Origin of the sequence: Streptomyces sp., assembly GCF_035644915.1 — a bacterium.
Classification (GTDB): domain Bacteria; phylum Actinomycetota; class Actinomycetes; order Streptomycetales; family Streptomycetaceae; genus Streptomyces.
On sequence record NZ_DASQNP010000085.1, the window covers coordinates 46,169 to 66,198 of the forward strand.

Genomic DNA, 20,030 nt, shown 5'->3' on the forward strand with positions numbered 1-20,030 from the left:
CGTATCTACGCGAGTAGAATTTTCCGCCCGGTACGCTGAAGCAGCAGCCTCCAGCACCAACACCCACCGGGAGTACCTGTGGCTCGCGTCGTAGTCGACGTCATGCTCAAGCCGGAGATCCTCGACCCCCAGGGCCAGGCGGTTCAGCGGGCGCTGCCCCGGCTGGGCTACGAGGGCATCACCGACGTCCGCCAGGGCAAGCGCTTCGAACTCGAGGTGGAGGGACCGGTCGACGACGCCGTCCTCGCCCGCATTCACCAGTTGGCCGAGACGTTCCTCGCCAACACCGTCATCGAGGACTTCACGGTCCGCGTCGAGGAGAGCGAAGAGGTGACCACGGCATGACGACCCGCATCGGAGTCGTCACCTTCCCCGGCTCCCTCGACGACGTGGACGCCCGGCGCGCCATCCGCCTCGCGGGCGGCGAACCGGTCGCCCTCTGGCACCGCGACAAGAACCTCCACCAGGTGGACGCCGTCGTGCTGCCCGGCGGCTTCTCCTACGGCGACTACCTGCGCTGCGGCGCCATCGCCCGCTTCTCGCCGGTGATGGAGACGGTCATCGAGCAGGCCCGGGCGGGCATGCCGGTGCTCGGCATCTGCAACGGATTCCAGGTGCTGTGCGAATCGCACCTGCTGCCCGGCGCGCTCACCCGCAACGACCACCTCCACTTCGTCTGCCGCGACCAGAAACTGCGCGTGGAGAACGCGCGGACCCCCTGGACGTCCGACTACGCCGAGGGCGAGGAGATCACCGTCCCGCTCAAGAACGGCGAGGGCGGCTACGTCGCGGACGAGCGCACGCTCGACGAGCTGGAGGCGGAGGGCCGGGTGGTCTTCCGCTACCTGGAGGTCAACCCCAACGGCTCCCGCCGCGACATCGCCGGCATCTGCAACGAGGCCGGGAACGTGGTCGGCCTCATGCCGCACCCCGAGCACGCCGTCGAGACCCTGACCGGGCCCACCACCGACGGCCTGGGATTCTTCACCTCGGTCCTCAAGAAGCTGGTCACCTCCTCATGACTCTCGACACCGTCAAGCACGCGAGCGACACCCCCGACGTCGAGCAGCCCTGGGCCGAGCTCGGCCTCAAGCAGGACGAGTACGACCGCATCCGGGAGATCCTCGGCCGCCGTCCCACCGGCGCCGAGCTGGCCATGTACTCCGTGATGTGGTCCGAGCACTGCTCGTACAAGTCCAGCAAGGTGCACCTCAGGCAGTTCGGCGAGAAGGCCCCCGAGACCGACGCCCTGCTGGTGGGCATCGGCGAGAACGCGGGCGTGGTGGACGTCGGCCAGGGCTACGCCGTCACCTTCAAGGTCGAGTCGCACAACCACCCGTCGTACATCGAGCCCTACCAGGGCGCGGCCACCGGCATCGGCGGCATCGTCCGCGACATCCTCGCCATGGGCGCCCGCCCGGTCGCCGTGATGGACCCGCTGCGCTTCGGCGCCGCCGACCACCCCGACACCCGGCGCGTCCTGCCGGGCGTCGTCGCCGGCATCGGCGGCTACGGCAACTGCCTGGGCCTGCCCAACATCGGCGGCGAGGTCGTCTTCGACCCCTGCTACCAGGGGAACCCGCTGGTCAACGCCCTGTGCGTAGGCGTGATGCGGCACGAGGACATCCACCTGGCCAAGGCCTCGGGCGCGGGCAACAAGGTCATCCTCTACGGTGCCCGCACCGGCGGCGACGGCATCGGCGGCGTCTCCGTCCTGGCGTCGGAGACCTTCGACGAGACCGGTCCCGCCAAGCGCCCGGCCGTCCAGGTCGGCGACCCCTTCCAGGAGAAGCTGCTCATCGAGTGCACCCTGGAGATCTTCAGGGAGAAGCTGGTCGTCGGCATCCAGGACCTCGGCGGCGCCGGCCTGTCGTGCGCCACCTCCGAGCTGGCCAGCGCCGGCTCCGGCGGCATGCGCATCGACCTGGACACCGTGCCGCTGCGCGACTCCACGCTCTCGCCCGAGGAGATCCTCATGAGCGAGTCGCAGGAGCGGATGTGCGCCATCGTCGAGCCCGACAAGGTGGACCGCTTCCTGGAGATCTGCGAGAAGTGGGACGTCATCGCCACGGTGATCGGCGAGGTCACCGACGGCGACCGGCTGGAGATCTACTGGCACGGCGAGCAGATCGTCGACGTCCCCCCGCGCACGGTCGCCCACGAGGGCCCGGTCTACCAGCGCCCCTACGCCCGCCCCGAGTGGCAGGACGCCCTCCAGGCCGACGACGCGAACAAGCTGCCCCGCCCGTCGGACGGCGCGGAGCTGCGCGAACAGGTCCTGAAGCTGGTCGGCTCCCCGAACCAGGCGTCCAAGGCGTGGATCACCGACCAGTACGACCGCTACGTGCTGGGCAACACCGTCCTCGCCCAGCCCGAGGACAGCGGCATGATCCGCATCGACGAGGAGACGGGCCTGGGCGTCGCCGTCGCCACGGACGGCAACGGCCGCTACGCCAAGCTCGACCCGTACGCCGGCGCGCAGCTCGCGCTGGCCGAGTCGTACCGCAACGTCGCCACCACCGGCGCCAGGCCGCTGGCCGTCACCGACTGCCTGAACTTCGGCTCCCCGGAGGACCCGGGCGCGATGTGGCAGTTCGCCGAGGCGTGCCGCGGCCTGGCCGACGCCTGCCAGGCGCTGGGCACCCCGGTGACCGGCGGCAACGTCTCCCTGTACAACCAGACCGGCGACACGGCCATCCACCCGACCCCGGTGGTCGGCGTGCTCGGCGTGATCGACGACGTCACCCGCCGCACGCCGATGGCGTTCACCGAGGAGGGCCAGCTCATCTACCTCCTCGGCGACACCCGCGAGGAGCTGGGCGGCTCGGCCTGGTCCCAGGTGATCCACGACCACCTGGGCGGGCTGCCGCCGAAGGTGGACCTGGAGCGGGAGAAGCTGCTCGCCGAGATCCTGATCGCCGCCTCCCGCGACGGCATGATCGACGCGGCGCACGACCTGAGCGACGGCGGGCTGATCCAGGCGCTCACCGAGTCCTGCCTCAAGGGCGGGAAGGGCGCGCGGCTGATCGTCCCCGACGGGCTGGAGCCGTTCGTCTTCCTCTTCTCCGAGTCCGCCGGCCGCGCCATCGTCTCGGTCCCGCGCAGCGAGGAGCTGCGCTTCACCGACATGTGCGGCGCCCGGGGCCTCCCGGCCACCCGCATCGGCGTCGTGGACGGGGACGCGATCGAGGTCCAGGGGCAGTTCACCATCCCGCTGGCGGAGCTGCGCGAGGTCCACGAGGCCACGATCCCGGCGCTCTTCGGCTGACGTCCCGCCCGGCCGCACCCGCGCCTTCCGTGCCCCGCCCCCGCCTGGGGGCGGGGCACCGTGTCACAGGGCGCTGGTAGGTTCGCTGCCGGGCGCACGGACCGTACGGCACCGGGGGGGCGGGGAATGGGACGCGAGCGACGGCGGAGGGTGTTCAACCGGCTGATGTGCACCGTGGCCGTCCTCGCCATCGGGCTGAGCGGCTGGACGCTGTGGGAGTGGTGGGACCGCCGCCACACCGTGGACGAGGCGTGCGGCGGTCTGGTCCCGGCGGGCGAGGTGCTGGCCCTCTCCGGGAGCGGGGGCGAGATCACCCCCGCCCGGAACGTCTCGGACGGAATCCGGCTGGGCGACGCCCCGCTGCCGCAGGACTGCGTCCTGCGCAGTGAGGAGACCGCCCGGAAGCGCCGCGTGGGAGGGGGCGGTTTCTTCTTCTCCGCGCGGATCGCCACCGAGCCCACCGGGTGGACGTCCGAACCGGTCGACGACGGCTTCGAGGACGCGCTCGACCCCGGCAACCCGTACGTCGGCATCCCCCGGGTGCACCAGCCGATCGGCGGGGGCGTGCCCGGGCACGTCACCGACACCGGCGTCTTCGTCCGGCTGCCCTGCCCCGGCGTCGAGCACCGGGGCAGGAGGATCACCGCGGTACGGGCCTCCGCCGAGCTGGACGCGGCCGTGCGGCCGGAGTTCTCCGAGGACGGCCAGCTCACCCAAGGCGACCGCGACCGGCTGGCCGGCATCGCGGTCGTCACCGCCAACAACCTCGCCGGCGAACTGGGCTGCCCGGACCGCCTCCCCGAGCCGCCGAACGGCATACCGGCGCTGAACACCGAGCCCGTCGCCCCCGACGAGGCCGAGGGCACCTGCGCCTGGTACGGCCGGGCGAGGCTGGACGAGAAGCCCGCGAACGCCTCCGGCTGGCTGCCGGACCGGGTCCTGGAGGCCCGCACCGGCGACCGCGTGTGGGAGGAGCGCTGCCTGCTGAGCGTCACCGGGGAGGCCCGGGGCGCGGTGTACCGGCGGTACGCGGACGATCCGGCGTACCGACGGTTCCGGGAGAACTCCTCCATGGACGACAGGACCTGGTGGATCAGCGCCGAGAGCTTCTTCGGGGACGCCGCCGAGCGCGTCTCGACCGATCCCGTCGACGACGACCGGGTGGCCGTCGCCGGCCGGGGCGGGTACGACCCCGAGGGGAACACCCTGTGGGCCACCTCCGTGTGCGGCGGGAGACCGGCCGTGCACACCCTCACCGTCTCCTGGCCGTACGCCCACGGAGCGGCCCGCCACCTGGAGCCGGTCTTCCGCGCCTACGTCGAGGACGTCGCCGGGCGGCGCGGCTGCACGGACGTCGCCCTGCCCGCGAAGGGGGACTACCGGCGGGAGGAGTGACCCCGCGGTCACCCGACCGGCGGGTAACCGCCTGCCGCGGTCATGCGCGTTCTACGCTGACGCCATGCCTCCGGTGAAGCGCAAGCCCAGGACGTACGACCCGGCCCTGGTGCGGGCCGGGCTCATCGCGCAGGTGGAGTCCGTGCGCACCGCCGTGCACCAGCTCACCCCCGAGCAGTTGGCCCGGCCCTCCGGGCTGCCGGGCTGGGACGTGCACCACCTCGTGGCCCACATCGCCGGGCAGATCGAGGCGGTGCCCCGGCTGCTCGCCGAGCCGCCGCCCCGGGCCACCGCGCCGGAGACGGACCTGAACACCTGGGCGGTGTCCACCGCCGGCGCCGCCGAGGAGCTGGACGCGGCGACCCGCAAGCACGCCCAGGCGTACCGGAGCGCCGCGGCGGCCGTCGACGACGCCGTCGAGGAGCTGGAGCCGGTGCTGGAGCAGGCCGTCCGGGCCGACGTGCTGCTGCCGCACGACTTCGGTGCCATGCGCGCCCTGGACTTCACGGTGACGCGTCTGGTGGAGCTGGTCGTGCACAGCGACGACCTCACCCGCGCCACCGGCGTCCGCGTCCCGCCGGCCCGCCAGGCCCTGGCCGCCACCGTGCGGCTGCTGGCCGACGCCCTGGCCGCCAAGGCGCCCGGCGGCGCGGTGGAGGTGAGGATTCCGCCCTTCGCGGTCGTCCAGTGCGTCGAGGGGCCCCGGCACACTCGCGGCACCCCGCCCAACGTCGTGGAGACCGATCCGCTCACCTGGATCCGTCTGGCCACCGGCCGGACAACATGGGAGAAAGAGCTCGATGCGGCGCATCTCACAGCGAGCGGTGAGCGCGCGGATCTGCGTGACCACCTCCCTGTACTGGGCTGATGGCCCCGAACGGGGCGATCGCGCGGCGCGCTCCCGAGTTCTGACCACCGCGGGACCTGTCCTAGACTCAAAGGCGTGCCACGTGGTGACGGACGACTCAACCACGACCTGCTCCCCGGTGAGAAGGGCCCCCAGGACGCCTGCGGCGTCTTCGGTGTCTGGGCTCCGGGCGAAGAGGTCGCCAAGCTCACCTATTTCGGGCTGTACGCGCTGCAGCACCGGGGACAGGAGTCCGCGGGCATCGCGGTGAGCAACGGCTCCCAGATCCTCGTCTTCAAGGACATGGGTCTGGTCTCCCAGGTCTTCGACGAGACCTCCCTCGGCTCCCTCAAGGGCCACATCGCGGTCGGCCACGCGCGCTACTCGACGACCGGCGCGTCGGTGTGGGAGAACGCCCAGCCCACCTTCCGCGCCACCGCGCAGGGCTCGATCGCGCTCGGCCACAACGGCAACCTGGTCAACACCGCCGAGCTGGCCGAGCTGGTCGCCGCCCTGCCCAGCACGGGCGGCCGGGCCACCCAGGTCGCCGCCACCAACGACACCGACCTGATCACCGCGCTGCTGGCGGGCCAGACGGACGACCAGGGCAGGCCGCTCACCGTGGAGCGGGCCGCGCCGGAGGTCCTGCCGAAGGTCAAGGGCGCGTTCAGCCTGGTCTTCATGGACGAGCGCACCCTCTACGCCGCCCGCGACCCGCAGGGGATACGCCCGCTGGTGCTCGGCCGCCTGGAGCGCGGCTGGGTGGTGGCCTCCGAGACCGCGGCGCTCGACATCGTCGGCGCCTCCTTCATCCGGGAGATCGAGCCGGGCGAGCTGGTCGCCATCGACGAGGAGGGGCTCCGCTCCCAGCGCTTCGCGGAAGCGAAGCCGAAGGGCTGTGTCTTCGAGTACGTCTACCTGGCGCGCCCCGACACCGACATCGCGGGCCGCAACGTGTACCTCTCCCGGGTGGAGATGGGGCGCCGGCTGGCCGCCGAGGCCCCGGTGGACGCGGACCTGGTCATAGCGACCCCGGAGTCCGGCACCCCGGCCGCGATCGGCTACGCCGAGGCCAGCGGCATCCCGTACGGCAGCGGGCTGGTCAAGAACTCCTACGTGGGCCGGACCTTCATCCAGCCCTCGCAGACCATCCGCCAGCTCGGCATCCGCCTCAAGCTCAACCCGCTCAAGGAGGTCATCCGCGGCAAGCGCCTGGTGGTCGTCGACGACTCGATCGTCCGCGGCAACACCCAGCGCGCCCTGGTGCGGATGCTGCGCGAGGCGGGCGCGGCCGAGGTCCACGTGCGGATCAGTTCCCCGCCCATCAAGTGGCCGTGCTTCTTCGGCATCGACTTCGCCACCCGCGCCGAGCTGATCGCCAACGGCCTGTCGGTCGAGGAGATCGGCACCTCGCTGGGGGCGGACTCCCTGGCGTACATCTCCCTGGAGGGGATGGTCGAGGCCACCACCATCGCCAAGCCGAACCTCTGCCGGGCCTGCTTCGACGGGGAGTACCCGATGGAGCTGCCGGACCCGGGGCTGCTGGGCAAGCACCTGCTGGAGGCCGAGACGGCCGAGACCGCCAGTGCGGACCCCGACGGGGTCCGGACCCTGCTGGGAGGCGCCGGCGCGGCCGACGCGCTGCGCAGGCCCTGACTCCGCACCCGACTCCGCGACGAGCCGCGTGAGTCACCGTCCGTCACAGAGGAAGACCATGACCTCCACCAACCCAGACGCGGCCGGCACGGGCGCGAGCTACGCCGCCGCCGGAGTGGACATCGAGGCGGGCGACCGCGCCGTCGAGCTGATGAAGGAGTGGGTGAAGAAGACCCGGCGGCCCGAGAGCGTCGGCGCCCTCGGCGGTTTCGCCGGACTCTTCGACGCCTCCGCCCTCAAGCGCTACGAGCGTCCGCTGCTGGCCTCCGCCACCGACGGCGTGGGCACCAAGGTCGCCGTCGCGCAGAAGATGGACGTCCACGACACGATCGGCCACGACCTGGTGGCCATGGTCGTGGACGACCTGGTGGTCTGCGGCGCCGAGCCGCTGTTCATGACCGACTACATCTGCGTGGGCAAGGTGCGCCCCGAGCGGGTCGCGGCGATCGTCAAGGGCATCGCCGAGGGGTGCGTGCTGGCGGGCTGCGCACTGGTCGGCGGCGAGACGGCCGAGCACCCGGGCCTGCTGGGTCCCGACGAGTACGACGTGGCGGGCGCGGGCACGGGCGTCGTCGAGGCCGGTGAGGTCCTGGGCGCGGACCGCGTCCGCGCGGGCGACGTGGTCGTCGCGATGAGGTCCAGCGGTCTTCACTCCAACGGGTACTCGCTGGTGCGGCACGTGTTCTTCGACCGGGCCGGCTGGGCGCTGGACCGGCACGTCGAGGAGTTCGGCCGCACGCTGGGCGAGGAGCTGCTGGAGCCCACCAAGATCTACGCGCTGGACTGCCTGGCGCTGATCCGCGCCACCGAGGTGCACGCCTTCTCGCACATCACCGGCGGTGGGCTCGCGGCCAACCTCGCCCGGGTCGTCCCCGGGGAACTCCACGCCACCGTGGACCGCTCCACCTGGACCCCGGGCGCGGTCTTCGGCACCGTCGGCGCCCTCGGACGGGTCGAGCGGGCGGAGCTGGAGAGGACCCTCAACATGGGCGTCGGCATGGTCGCCGTCGTCCCGCCGGAGTCGGTCGCGACGACCCTGGCCACCCTGGAGGAGCGCGGTGTGGACGCCTGGGTCGCCGGCGAGATCACCGAGCGCGGCGACCGCGCCGCGGCGGTGACGCTGACGGGTGACTACGCCGGCTGAACGGGCGGGAGGACCGAGAGGACCGAAGAGAGCACCAAAACCCGGTCCGGCTGTGACCGGACCGGGTGGTGATCGGTATGAGATCCCGGAATGAGACCGCTGTGTTCAGTGGACGACGGCGTCAGGCGCGGCGTCGGTGGTTCGACGGAGAGGAGGACTGGCGGGGGCCGGCCGACTGCTCGTCGTCCTCCGTGTCCTCGTCGTCGTCGTTGTACAGATCCGCGTACCGTGCGTACGGGTCGTCCAGCTCATCGTCCTCGAACCGTTCGCCGTTCGGCGGCTGACTCGACGTCGATGCGCCCAGCTCCTCAGCCAGGCGTGCAAGATCAGTCCCACCGCTGTTGTACTTCAGCTGGCGGGCGACCTTTGTCTGCTTGGCCTTGGCCCGGCCGCGCCCCATGGCTCGACCCCCTCAACGACGGGGCTCAACGGCCCCAGAGTCTTGACACGCGTTCACGATGCGGAGCGGACCCTCGATGCGATCGAGAGACCGTCCGTGGAGCTTCAACGGTACCTGCTTCCGTGGCCGTACGGTACGCCGCCCGCGCGACACGGCAGGTGCCCACCCCGCCTGGTGACCATTTCTCTGCTGGTCAGTGACGATTTTACCTTCTGTCCGTCCGGTCACCCGCCCAGGGGTGGTGAGGGATGTCTCCCTCACCACCCGTCACGGTGAGTGACCGGACGTGAGACGCTGGGTCAGGGAACCCCGCCGGGAACTGTCAGGGGCTGTCCGGGACTGTCGGGAGCTGTCGCACCTGCCGGGTCCGCCGGCGTCTGCCGGTGTCCTCCGGACCTGTCGGGGCCTGTCCGGCCCGTCCCGGTTCATCGGGCGCCGTCGGCTCCCGTGCGGCCTGTCAGGTCCTGTCGGGCCCGTCAGGCTCTGTCAGGACCTGTCCGCCGCGTCGGCCCGGTCGGCCTTGCCGCTCTTGTCGCCCCTGTCCGCCCGTCGGGCGTCGGCCATCCGCTGCTCGGCGATGCGGTCCGCCGCCACCGCCGGCGGCACCCCGTCGGTCACGGCGCGCTCGAAGATCGACAGCGTGGTGTCGTAGATCTTCTCCGCCTTTGCCTTCGCGCGTGCGAAGTCGAAGCCGTGGAGCTCCTCCGCCACCTGGATCACGCCGCCGGAGTTCACCACGTAGTCCGGCGCGTAGAGGATGCCCCGGTCGGAGAGGTCCTTCTCGACGCCCGGGTGGGCGAGCTGGTTGTTGGCGGCGCCGCAGACGACCTTCGCGGTGAGGACGGGGACGGTCTCGTCGTTGAGGGCGCCGCCGAGCGCGCAGGGCGCGTACACGTCGAGGCCCTCGGTCCGGATCAGCGCGTCGGTGTCGGGCACCGCGGTGACCTCCGGGTGCGCGGCGCGGACGCGCTCCACCGCCTCGCTCCGCACGTCCGTGATCACGACCTCGGCCCCGTCGTCGAGCAGGTGCTCCACCAGGTGGTGGCCGACCTTGCCGACGCCGGCGATGCCCACCTTGCGGCCGCGCAGCGTGGGCTCGCCCCACAGGTGCTTGGCGCTGGCGCGCATGCCCTGGTAGACGCCGAAGGCGGTGAGCACCGAGGAGTCGCCCGCGCCGCCGTTCTCGGGGGAGCGGCCGGTGACCCAGCGGCAGGTGCGCGCGACGACGTCCATGTCCTGGACGTAGGTGCCCACGTCGCACGCGGTGACGTAGCGACCGCCCAGCGAGGCGACGAAGCGCCCGTAGGCCTCCAGCAGCGCCTCGCTCTTGAGCTGCTCGGGATCGCCGATGATCACTGCCTTGCCGCCGCCGTGCTCCAGCCCGGCGAGGGCGTTCTTGTACGACATGCCCCGGGCGAGGTTGAGCGCGTCCAGGACGGCGGCCTCCTCGGGGTCCTTCTCGGAGGCGTACGCGTGGAATCGGGTGCCGCCCAGGGCGGGGCCCAGTGCGGTGGAGTGGATGGCGATGACGGCCTTCAGGCCGCTCTCGCGGTCCTGGCACAGCACGACCTGCTCGTGACCTCCCTGCTCGGAGTGGAACAGGGTGTGCAGGACCTTGCTCTCGACCGGTCCGTCGACGCTGACGGCGGGACGTACGTCAGTCACGGTGGTGACTCCTGTATGTCGCGGAAGGATGCCCTCCCAGCCTCCCCCGGCTTGTGGCGGGAGGAAACGGGCGGGCCGGATGGCACGAGAGTATGGCCTGATGGCCCCCGGGAGTACAGGGATGCAGTTGCGGTGCCACGATCGGGGTATTGAACTGCCGTCGCACGCCCCTCGGCCAATCGCTCCGGGAGGAAGAAACCCGTGGCCTTCACTACTCCGGTGGTCGTCCCGTACGCGTCCTACCTGCGGGTCTACGAACCGCTGGCCGCCTTCCCCGAGCCGGAGCGCTCGCACTGGGCCCGCTACGCCCGGCGCGAGCACCTGCCCAGCGCCCAGGACGAACTGCGCCGGGCGCTGGCCGACCTGGTCCCGGTGCCGCCCGTCGTGGTGCCGGTGCGCGAGAGCGCGGACGCCTTCGTGGCCGAGGTGGACGGGGTCGTCTGCGTCTGCCCCTGGCGCACCCGCCTGCGCGGCTGGCAGGCGCTGGACCGGATCGGCGCCGAGCTGCCGGCGCCGGTGCTGGACGCGGCGGTGCCGCCGGTGGTGCGACGCGAGGCGGCGGCGGACTACGACCGCTGGCGCGAGCGCAACCCGGACGCCCGGCCGTGGATCCGCTCGGCGGCCTGGCACGTGCCGATCCGCTGGTTCGTGCTGTTCTCGGACGAGGAACGCGAGTACGGCAAGGGGCAGGGCGGCGGTGCCGGCAGCGGCGGGCAGGAGGAGTTGGTGCTGCGCTACCGCACCCCGATGGTGCAGGCCCGGCGGCGGGTGGCCCGCGCGCTGCGGGTGCTGCGGGAGAAGCTGGAGGACAACCCGCTGGTCGACGGGCTGGTCGATGTGGGGCGATGGCTGGAGGAGTTCCACCCGCGCTCGCTGGTGGAGCTGGACTACGGCGGACTGGTGTATACCATCTCCGAGGACCAACTCGCCGCGGATCACTCCGCGGCCGACGCCGCGGAGGGCCTGGCGGCGCTGCGCGAGGGGGACGGAGAACGGGCGAGCGCCGCGTACGAGCGGCTGACCGAGCGCTGGCGGGCCGTACGGCAACGGGGACTGGCCAGTTGAGGCATGCCGCGCGGCCGTGCTCCGGTGCGTGCGCTCCGCGCGCGGTGAGTCCGCCCCGATCCACGCGATCCGGGCGATTGGCTCAAGCGTGATGGAAAGCACTTACCCGGGTCTTGCCCTTAAGGACACCTCTCGTGTCAAAATAGGACAAGGAGTCCGGATGGGGGCTTCATCCGGCCAACTATGGTCGGAACCATCGGTATTGCGCTCCCTTCGGAGAACCCGAGGGGCTCTGCTCACGTTGTAACCGATCGTCACGGCGATGTGACTGTCCGTTATGACATGGTCCATCGGCTTCCGTCGAGGTTGGCCACCTGAGAGGGCAATTCCGTCGGTTTGGCCGACGTGGCTGGACAGATGGTGTAGTTGTAGTGCCGAGGACAAGCCGTTCGTCCTATAACCGACTCGGCCCGCGTCCGCCATTTCGGGCAACGTGGGTCAAGGTGCAGAATTTAGAGGAAAGAACCGTGATGGTTCGGTTCTCCCGAGGAGGCCGCTCATGACCGCTCGCACCCCTGATGCCGAGCCGCTGCTGACCCCGGCTGAGGTTGCCACCATGTTCCGCGTGGACCCGAAGACGGTCACGCGCTGGGCCAAGGCAGGCAAGCTCACGTCCATCCGCACGCTCGGAGGGCACCGCCGCTACCGCGAGGCGGAGGTGCGCGCTCTGCTGGCGGGTATTCCGCAGCAGCGCAGCGAGGGCTGAACAACCCCGTAAGACGGGCGTACAGGGGCCCCCATCCCGTTCCGTCGCCCGCTACAGCACCACCCGTCAGGCCGGTGTCCCCCACGTGGCCTGAACGTTGACCGCGCTGGGCTCCGCCGGGCCCAGCGCGGTCTTTGGTTCTCCGAGGCCCCTGAGTCGGACCGTCCGGGTCCGGCCCAGGGGCCTCGGCGCGTCAACGGGCCGTCCCCGCAAGGGCGTTCGCGGACCGCCGCCGGCCCCTCCCGCGTCCCGGAGGGGGCGTGGGGAGGTGGTGGAGAAAGTGGGGGAGGGCGACCGTCGGCGAACAGTGCAATGGCACATATTAAATTTGGCCGGTGCCGGAAGGGGGAGAATTCCCCCTTCCGGTGAACCGATTCGGTGACTCCCGTCACATCGTCTGGCCCTTGCCCGCACAACTACCGTGCGGTAGTGGGAAATAAGCACATGACGCCCTCTTCCGGCGGCCGACGGCCGGAAGGCGGCGTACGGCGCGTCAGTCCGCGGGCCGGCCCGCGGTGGAGGGCAGCCCCCCGCCCGGCTCCGCGCCCGGCGCGGCCTCCGCCGGCGCCGCGGCCGTACGGGGCTCCATCGGTGCCTCCGGGCGGGGCTCCGGCCCGGCCGCCGCGGGGGCCGCCGCGAGCGCCTCCGGGCGCGGCCCGGGAGGCTCGTCCGCGGGGTCGTCCGCTGGCTCCATCGCCAGCCGCTGCAGCCGGTGGCAGACCGGACAGTGGCGGGTCGCGTGGCCGTAGCGCGCCGCGGCCGCCAGATGGGCTCTCAGCAGGGCCCGTGTCGCGTGCCGTGGGGACTTCGGAGTCGTCGGCATGGCGCCCCACCTCCCTGTAGCAGGGGTACCGGCGGCCCGCGGGGGCGTCAAGACGCCCAGCGGCGCACGGAGCGGCGGGAGAAACGGCCAACGGCCCGAATCCGCGGGGGATTCGGGCCGTTGCGATGCGGTCCTGACGGGATTTGAACCCGCGGCCTCCACCTTGACAGGGTGGCGAGCACTCCAAACTGCTCCACAGGACCATCAACCCGCAGCCGGATCTCCGGGCTGCGAGAAGAGACTCTACAGCAGCTCAGGGGCATAAGGCGAACTCACCGACCGTGTCAGGAGCACTACGGCGCCGCCGCGTCCACCGCCTTGATGATGCGCTTGTCCGACACCGGGTACGCCGTGCCCAGGGCGTGGGCGAAGTAGCTGACCCGCAGCTCCTCGATCATCCAGCGGATCTCCCTCGCCTCGCGCGGCACCGGCCGCCCCGGCGGGAACTGCTCCAGCAGCCACTCGTACTCGTCCCGCATCTCCTTCACCTTCGCCATCCGGGCGCGGTCCCGCTCGACGTTGGTGGGGAGCTGCTGGAGGCGGCGGTCCGCGGCCACCAGGTAGCGCAGCAGGTCCGGCAGGCGCTTCGCGCCGTGCGCCGTCACGAATCCGGGGCAGACCAGCTCCGCGAGCTGCTCCCGGACGTCCGCCAGGCTCGCCACGAGTGCCGGACTGTTCGTCAGCGGGGGCGACTTCAGGCGGCGTTCGCAGGCCTGCCAGGCGGCGAGCACCTCCCGCGCCTGCCGGACGGTCGCCGTCGTGGCGTCGATGATGTCGGCGCGCACCGCGTCGAAGAGCTTGCGGAAGCCCTCCTCGTCCCAGGCCGGGCCGCCGTGCGCCGCGATCAGCCGGTCGGCGGCGGCCGTCGCGCAGTCGTCGAACAGCGCCTGCACGCTGCCGTGCGGGGAGGCGGCGAGGGCGAGCCGGTCGCGGTTGGAGAGCTTGTCCAGGGCGAACTTGGCCGGGTTGGAGGGCAGGTTGAGCAGGATGAGCCGGCGCGTGCCGCGCCACATCGCCTGCCGCTGCTCCTCCTCGGTGTCGAAGAGCTTCACGGACACCGAGTCGCCGTCGTCCACCAGCGCCGGATACGCCTTGACCGGCTGCCCCGCCCGCCGCGTCTCGAAGGTGCGCGGGAGCGTGCCGACCGTCCAGGAGGTCAGGCCGGTGCGCTGCTCGACGCCTCCGCCGCCGCTCTCCCGGGCGGACTCGAACGCCTTGGACAGGGCGGCCCGGGTACGGGGGCGCAGGGCGGTCTTCAGCGCGTCCAGGTCCTTGCTCTCGGAGTCCCCGGAGAGCTTGCGGCGGCGCTCGTCCACCACCCGGAAGGTGATCTTCAGGTGGTCGGGGACCTTGGAGAGGTCGAAGTCCTCCGGCGCCACCCGTACGCCCGTCATCCGCGTCAGCTCGCGCGCCAGCACGGCCGTCAGCGGCTCCCGCAGCGTCTCCTCGGGCACTCCGCCTCCCTGGGCGTCCCGCTCGGAGACCGTCTCCAGGAAACGCCGGGCGAAGTTGGGCGCGGGCACGCAGTTGCGCCGGATCGCCTTGGGCAGGGAGCGGATCAGCTCGGTGACCAGGTCCGTGCGCAGGCCCGGGATCTGCCAGTCGAAGCCCTCGGGGGTGACCTGGTTGAGCACCTGGAGGGGGACGTGGACGGTGACGCCGTCGGCGTCGGCGCCCGGCTCGAACTGGTACGTCACCCGGAGCCTGAGCTTCCCCTGACGCCACACGTCGGGGTAGTCGGCCTTGGTGATCTCCCCGGCCCGCTCGTTGATGAGCATGGACTTCTCGAAGTTGAGCAGGTCCGGCTCCTCGCGGCGCTTCTTCTTCCACCAGGAGTCGAAGTGCGCGCCGGAGACCACGTGGTCGGGGATGCGGCGGTCGTAGAAGTCGAAGAGCGTCTCGTCGTCCACGAGGATGTCGCGGCGGCGGGCGCGGTGCTCCAGCTCCTCGACCTCGCCCAGCAGTTTGCGATTGTCATGGAAGAACTGGTGGTGGGTGCGCCAGTCGCCCTCCACCAGCGCGTTGCGGATGAACAGGTCGCGGCAGGTCTCCGGGTCGATGCGCCCGTAGTTCACCTTGCGCTGCGCGACGATCGGGATGCCGTAGAGCGTCACCTTCTCGTACGCCATCACCGCCGCCTGCTTCTGCTCCCAGTGCGGCTCGCTGTAGGTGCGCTTGACCAGGTGCTGGGCGAGCGGCTCGATCCAGTCGGGATCGATCCTCGCGTTGACCCGCGCCCACAGCCGCGAGGTCTCCACCAGCTCGGCCGACATGACCCAGCGCGGCGGCTTCTTGAACAGCGCCGAGCCGGGGAAGACGGCGAACTTGGCGCTGCGCGCCCCCAGGTACTCGTTGTTCTTGTCGGCGTCCTTCAGGCCCACGTGCGACAGCAGGCCCGCCAGCAGCGACTGGTGGATGCGGTCGGCGTCCGCGTCCTGGTCGTTCAGGTGGATGCCCATGGACTTCGCGACCTGGCGGAGCTGGACGTAGATGTCCTGCCACTCCCGTATGCGCAGGTAGTTCAGGAACTCCGTCTTGCACATGCGGCGGAAGGCGGAGGAGGACAGCTCCTTCTGCCGCTCGCGCACGTACCGCCACAGGTTGAGCAGGGTCAGGAAGTCGCTGTTCTCGTCCCGGAAGCGGGCGTGCTGCTGGTCGGCCTGCTGCTGCTTGTCGGCGGGGCGCTCGCGCGGGTCCTGGATGGACAGGGCCGCGGCGATCACCATGACCTCGCGGACGCAGCCGTTGCGATCGGCCTCCAGGACCATCCGGGCCAGCCGCGGGTCCACCGGGAACTGCGCGAGCCTGCGGCCGGTCTCCGTCAGCCGCTTGCGCGGGTCCTTCTGCCCCGGGTCGAGGGCGCCCAGCTCCTCCAGCAACTGCACGCCGGCCTTGATGCTGCGGTGGTCCGGCGGGTCGATGAAGGGGAAGCGCTCGATGTCGCCGAGCCCGGCCGCGGTCATCTGGAGGATGACGGACGCCAGGTTCGTCCGCAGGATCTCCGGATCGGTGAACTCCGGGCGGGAGAGGAAGTCCTCCTCGGAGTACAGCCGGATGCAGATGCCGTCCGAGGTGCGCCCGCAGCGGCCCTTGCGCTGGTTGGCACTGGCCTGGGAGATCGGCTCGATGGGCAGCCGCTGGACCTTGGTGCGGTGGCTGTAGCGGGAGATGCGGGCGGTCCCGGTGTCGATGACGTACTTGATGCCCGGGACGGTCAGCGAGGTCTCGGCCACGTTCGTGGCCAGCACGATCCGCCGCCCGCTGTGCCGCTGGAAGACGCGGTGCTGCTCGGCGTGCGACAGCCGCGCGTACAGCGGAAGAACCTCCGTGGAACGGAGGTTCTTCTTGTTCAGCGCGTCGGCGGTGTCCCGGATCTCCCGCTCGCCGGAGAGGAACACCAGGATGTCGCCCGGCCCCTCGGCCTGGAGCTCGTCCACCGCGTCGCAGATCGCGGTGATCTGGTCCCGGTCCGGGTTGTCGCCGTCCTCCTCCAGCAGCGGCCGGTAGCGGACCTCCACCGGGTACGTACGGCCGGACACCTCGATGATCGGGGCGTCGCCGAAGTGCCGGGAGAAGCGCTCGGGATCGATGGTCGCGGAGGTGATCACGACCTTCAGGTCGGGGCGGCGCGGCAGCAACTGGGCGAGGTAGCCCAGCAGGAAGTCGATGTTCAGGCTGCGTTCGTGCGCCTCGTCGATGATGATCGTGTCGTACTGCCGCAGCTCCCGGTCGTTCTGGATCTCGGCGAGCAGGATGCCGTCCGTCATCAGCTTGACCAGGGTGTCCTCGCCCACCTGGTCGGTGAAGCGGACCTTCCAGCCGACGGCCTCGCCCAGCGGCGTCCGCAGCTCCTCGGCGACCCGCTCGGCGACGGTGCGGGCCGCGATCCGCCGCGGCTGGGTGTGCCCGATCAGGCCCTTCACCCCGCGCCCCAGCTCCAGGCAGATCTTGGGGATCTGCGTGGTCTTGCCCGAGCCGGTCTCACCCGCGACGATCACGACCTGGTGGTCCCTTATCGCCGCCAGGATCTCGTCCTTCTTCTGGCTGACGGGGAGCTGCTCGGGATAGTCGATCGCGGGTACGGCCTCCCGCCGCGCGGCGACGCGCAGCTCGGCCCGCTCGATCTCGGCGGCGATCTCGGCGAGGACGGCCTGCCGCGCCTCCGGCTTGCGGATGCGGCGGGTGCCTTCGAGCCGCCGTCCCAGCCGCTGCTGGTCGCGCAGCATCAGCTCGGGCAGTCGCTCCAGGAGGGCGGGCAGGGTGGGAACAGACACAGTGGACATACGGACTCCAGGATCGCACCCGCGTCGAGTGCCGGGCGAATCAATTCACCGGGACCCATGAACGATATGCGGTCTTATGGGAGGAATGGCTGGCTAGGGTGAGGCGCATGAGCGACCAGCGCCACCCCATCTCGCACGGTTCGCGCGGTGCGCACGGCTCTCATGATGCCCCCGGTCACGGCGGAACCGGCCCCGGGTGGTGGCGGCGCTTCAAGCGGTCGCCGTTCCTGCCCGCCTCCGTGCTGACGCTGATCATCGCCGCCGCGGCCGGGCTCTTCGCGGGCTCGTACACCTACGCCATGGCCGACCCCACCCCGCACCGCATCCCGGTGGCGGCCGTCGGCGCCCCCGCCGACCGGGAGCGCGCGGCGGCCTTCGCCGACGCCGTGAGCGAGGACCTGCGCTCCTCCCTGGATCTGCACGAGTACCCCACCTACGCCGGGGCCAGGGACGCCCTGGAGTCCCAGGAGGTCTTCGCCGTGCTGCGCGTCCCCGCGGACATCGACCGGAACCCGCTGATGCTGGACGTCTCCGGCGCGTCCGGCGCCTCCGTCGCCGAACTGCTGACCCAGGCCGCCCGGACCGTGGACGAGAGGACCGGCCTGCGGGTGGAGGTGCGGGACGTCAAACCGCTGGGCCCGGGCGATCCGCGCGGCCTGGCCCTGTTCTACGTCTCCCTCGCGGCGGTGGTCACCGGATTCATCGGCGCCATCCAGATGAGCATCCACGCCAAGGCCCTGGACCCGGCCGAGAGGATCGCCTTCACGGCCGCCTACTCCCTGCTCGGCGGCTTCGCCATCACCGCGGTCGTGGGCTGGCTGCTGGACGCGGTCCGCTTCCCCTTCGTCCACTCCTGGATGATCCTCGCCCTGACCATGTTCACCTCGGGCATGGTCTTCACCATGTTCCAGGCCCTGATGGGCCGCTGGGCCATGCTCCCCACCTGGGGCCTGATGGTCCTCCTCGGCAACCCGTCCTCCGGCGGCGCCGTCTCCTGGCCCCTCCTTCCCTCGCCCCTGGGCACCATCGGCCGCTGGCTGCCCCCGGGCGCCTCCGTCAACGCCCAGCACACGGCCGTCTACTTCCCCGGTCACCAGCACGTACAGCCCTACCTGGTGCTGGCCGGCTGGGCGGTCGTCTCCTGCGCCGTCTTCTGGGTCTGGCGCCACCGCCATCCCGGCGGCCGTACCGCCGGCCCGTAGGCCGGGGCGCGGCCCGGGGGCGCCGGCACCGGCCGTCCCCGCGCTCAGCAGGCACTCGCCGGCCGGGTACCGCCGCACGGTGACGTGGTCGGTGCCCCGCCCTCGCACCGGGCGCGCAGCCGGTCGCCGACCTCGCGTCCGGCGCAGACGCGTCCGGTCCCGAAGGACTCCGCCACGACGTGCTCCAGCACCGGACTGAAGACGACCACGCCCGTCACCGCCGGCCGGACCGTCCGGTTCATGGCGCCCGCACCCGTCATTCCGGCGGAGTCGCATTCCTCGGACGGGAACGGGTGCTTTCACGCCCTGTGCAAGCCGGGAAGCGGCTGCCATAATCGCGCTCAGCGTTGTGTGAATTACTTGGGGGGACTGTGTACAACGCGGCAACTCTGGCTGTCTCGCTGCTCGCCTTAATCGTGGCCGCCGTGACCGCACGGCGGCAATTCCGCCATGCGCGGAGGACGAGCGACTTCTCCGCGGTCCTTGAGTTGTACCTGCGTGACGTGCGTAACAAGGAGTACCAGAGTGACCAGGACTACGTCGTTCACCGTCTCGCCGAGGAAAACACGCCCGACGGCGGCGTCGGAGGCTTGTCCGACGAGGACGCCAGGCACGCTGTGTGGAACGTCGCGTTCCTGTACGAGAGCATAGGGATGATGTACGCCCTCGGCGTGTTGGACCGTTGCATCGCGCTCGGCGTTTTCAACTACCGCGTCGTGCAGGTATGGGAAGCGCTGCGTCCCTTCGTGCTGAAGGAACGGGAGAAAAGGAAGGGGCCGTTCCTGGCTTTCTTCGAGAACCTGTACCTCGATGCGAAGGAAGCGGACGTGGAAGCCCTCTACCGGGAGGTGGGACTGAAGAGCAGCGCGGGTTTCACACCCCCCGGCTGCATCGACTGAGGCAACGGGGGCGAGACGCACGGGGCAGCCCACGCCCCGGACCGGGGCGCTCCTGGAGTCGGGCGGCCTCACGCCGGCCCCGGTCCTGTTCATCGACGCGTGGGGCCCGGGGCTCCGCATCCGCGGCCCTCGGCCGTCCGCTGCGTGCTCGGGGGCCGTGCCACGCCGGTGGCGGATCGAGGGGCGCCCCACCCGAGCCGCCGGCGGCGGCCACGGGCGCCGGGGATACGGAAAAACCCCCGGCGAGTGACTCGCACGGGGGCTTCCTGCGGTGGCTGGGGCCGGGGTCGAACCGGCGACCTTCCGCTTTTCAGGCGAGTTGATCGTACGGAGTGGATCATCCTCCTGCCCGGCAACGACCAACGTTGACAGACAATGACGTACGGCTGCGTTCGGTGGCGTTCGCCGACGTTGCCGTCAGACTGCCGTCAGTCGCGTCCCGCAATGGCCCTTGCTGATGTGTACAGACTGGCCTGACCGCCGCCTTACAAGTTCGATCACCGAACTGTATGGCCTGCTCAGCTCTCGTCCGCCTGACAGTTCTTGGTGTCTCTGCGGCTGCTCCGGTCCGCTGTTGTCCGGGGACGTTGATGTCATCTGGTGATGTCAGCGCAGGCTGTGGCGCTTAGTAGGCGGTTGGTGATGCTTTGTTGCCGAACCGTGGTCGTCCTGAGGAA

Annotated in this window: 16 protein-coding genes and 1 tRNA gene; 11 read left to right on the plus strand and 6 right to left on the minus strand. The window is 71.2% G+C overall.

The annotated features are described in order from the left end of the window. The first annotated feature begins 78 nt into the window (after positions 1 to 78). From purS to purM, 7 genes are all read left to right on the plus strand, one after another. Positions 79 to 345: a phosphoribosylformylglycinamidine synthase subunit PurS gene (gene purS / locus VE546_RS10625; RefSeq protein ID WP_324920962.1), complete on the plus strand. Its 267-nt coding sequence runs from the start codon at positions 79 to 81 to the stop codon at positions 343 to 345. Then, positions 342 to 1,022: a phosphoribosylformylglycinamidine synthase subunit PurQ gene (gene purQ / locus VE546_RS10630; RefSeq protein WP_324920964.1), complete on the plus strand. Its 681-nt coding sequence runs from the start codon at positions 342 to 344 to the stop codon at positions 1,020 to 1,022. Before purS ends, purQ begins: the two co-directional genes overlap by 4 nt. Next, positions 1,019 to 3,268 (plus strand): phosphoribosylformylglycinamidine synthase subunit PurL, encoded by a 2,250-nt coding sequence (gene purL / locus VE546_RS10635; RefSeq protein WP_324920966.1) that lies wholly within the window; start codon positions 1,019 to 1,021, stop codon positions 3,266 to 3,268. Before purQ ends, purL begins: the two co-directional genes overlap by 4 nt. A 126-nt stretch (positions 3,269 to 3,394) precedes the next feature. Next, positions 3,395 to 4,663 (plus strand): hypothetical protein, encoded by a 1,269-nt coding sequence (locus VE546_RS10640; RefSeq protein WP_324920967.1) that lies wholly within the window; start codon positions 3,395 to 3,397, stop codon positions 4,661 to 4,663. A 64-nt stretch (positions 4,664 to 4,727) separates the two neighbouring features. Then, positions 4,728 to 5,531, plus strand: coding sequence for a maleylpyruvate isomerase family mycothiol-dependent enzyme (locus VE546_RS10645; protein WP_324920969.1), 804 nt, complete (start codon positions 4,728 to 4,730; stop codon positions 5,529 to 5,531). Positions 5,532 to 5,606: 75 nt separating this feature from the next. Then, positions 5,607 to 7,166, plus strand: a complete 1,560-nt coding sequence (gene purF, locus VE546_RS10650) for an amidophosphoribosyltransferase (RefSeq protein WP_324920971.1) — start codon at positions 5,607 to 5,609, stop codon at positions 7,164 to 7,166. Positions 7,167 to 7,224: 58 nt separating this feature from the next. Beyond that, entirely contained in the window at positions 7,225 to 8,310 is a 1,086-nt protein-coding gene (purM, locus tag VE546_RS10655; RefSeq protein WP_324920972.1) for a phosphoribosylformylglycinamidine cyclo-ligase, read from the plus strand. Positions 8,311 to 8,431: 121 nt separating this feature from the next. Here purM and VE546_RS10660 read toward each other — a convergent pair whose 3' ends face one another. Further along, positions 8,432 to 8,710, minus strand: a complete 279-nt coding sequence (locus tag VE546_RS10660) for a DUF3073 domain-containing protein (RefSeq protein ID WP_324920974.1) — start codon at positions 8,708 to 8,710, stop codon at positions 8,432 to 8,434. A 486-nt stretch (positions 8,711 to 9,196) separates the two neighbouring features. Next, positions 9,197 to 10,375 carry a Leu/Phe/Val dehydrogenase gene (locus tag VE546_RS10665; protein ID WP_324920976.1) on the minus strand — a complete coding sequence of 393 codons (1,179 nt, stop codon included), beginning with the start codon at positions 10,373 to 10,375 and terminating at the stop codon, positions 9,197 to 9,199. A gap of 201 nt (positions 10,376 to 10,576) precedes the next feature. Between VE546_RS10665 and VE546_RS10670 the strand changes: the two genes are divergently transcribed. Together VE546_RS10670 and bldC are read left to right on the plus strand one after the other, a co-directional pair. After that, positions 10,577 to 11,440: a hypothetical protein gene (locus VE546_RS10670; RefSeq protein WP_324920977.1), complete on the plus strand. Its 864-nt coding sequence runs from the start codon at positions 10,577 to 10,579 to the stop codon at positions 11,438 to 11,440. A 499-nt stretch (positions 11,441 to 11,939) separates the two neighbouring features. Continuing rightward, positions 11,940 to 12,146, plus strand: coding sequence for a developmental transcriptional regulator BldC (bldC, locus tag VE546_RS10675; protein WP_020869672.1), 207 nt, complete (start codon positions 11,940 to 11,942; stop codon positions 12,144 to 12,146). A gap of 493 nt (positions 12,147 to 12,639) precedes the next feature. Here the strand turns inward: bldC and VE546_RS10680 are convergent, their stop codons facing one another. From VE546_RS10680 to hrpA, 3 genes are all read right to left on the minus strand, one after another. Next, positions 12,640 to 12,969: a DUF6274 family protein gene (locus VE546_RS10680; RefSeq protein ID WP_324920980.1), complete on the minus strand. Its 330-nt coding sequence runs from the start codon at positions 12,967 to 12,969 to the stop codon at positions 12,640 to 12,642. Between the two features lie 128 nt (positions 12,970 to 13,097). Continuing rightward, positions 13,098 to 13,172, minus strand: a tRNA-Asp gene (locus tag VE546_RS10685). Between the two features lie 90 nt (positions 13,173 to 13,262). Beyond that, positions 13,263 to 17,252 (minus strand): ATP-dependent RNA helicase HrpA, encoded by a 3,990-nt coding sequence (gene hrpA / locus VE546_RS10690; protein ID WP_324920981.1) that lies wholly within the window; start codon positions 17,250 to 17,252, stop codon positions 13,263 to 13,265. A 107-nt stretch (positions 17,253 to 17,359) separates the two neighbouring features. Here hrpA and VE546_RS10695 point away from each other — a divergent pair, with 107 nt between their 5' ends. Next, on the plus strand, positions 17,360 to 18,454 hold the full coding sequence (locus VE546_RS10695; RefSeq protein WP_324920983.1) for an ABC transporter permease: 1,095 nt from the start codon (positions 17,360 to 17,362) through the stop codon (positions 18,452 to 18,454). A 44-nt stretch (positions 18,455 to 18,498) separates the two neighbouring features. On the opposite strand, the gene VE546_RS10700 is transcribed toward VE546_RS10695, so the two are convergent. Beyond that, positions 18,499 to 18,696, minus strand: coding sequence for a hypothetical protein (locus tag VE546_RS10700; protein WP_324920985.1), 198 nt, complete (start codon positions 18,694 to 18,696; stop codon positions 18,499 to 18,501). Positions 18,697 to 18,825: 129 nt separating this feature from the next. On the opposite strand from VE546_RS10700, the gene VE546_RS10705 reads away from it, so the two are divergent. Then, positions 18,826 to 19,353 carry a DUF4760 domain-containing protein gene (locus tag VE546_RS10705; protein ID WP_324920986.1) on the plus strand — a complete coding sequence of 176 codons (528 nt, stop codon included), beginning with the start codon at positions 18,826 to 18,828 and terminating at the stop codon, positions 19,351 to 19,353. The last annotated feature ends 677 nt before the right edge of the window (positions 19,354 to 20,030 follow it).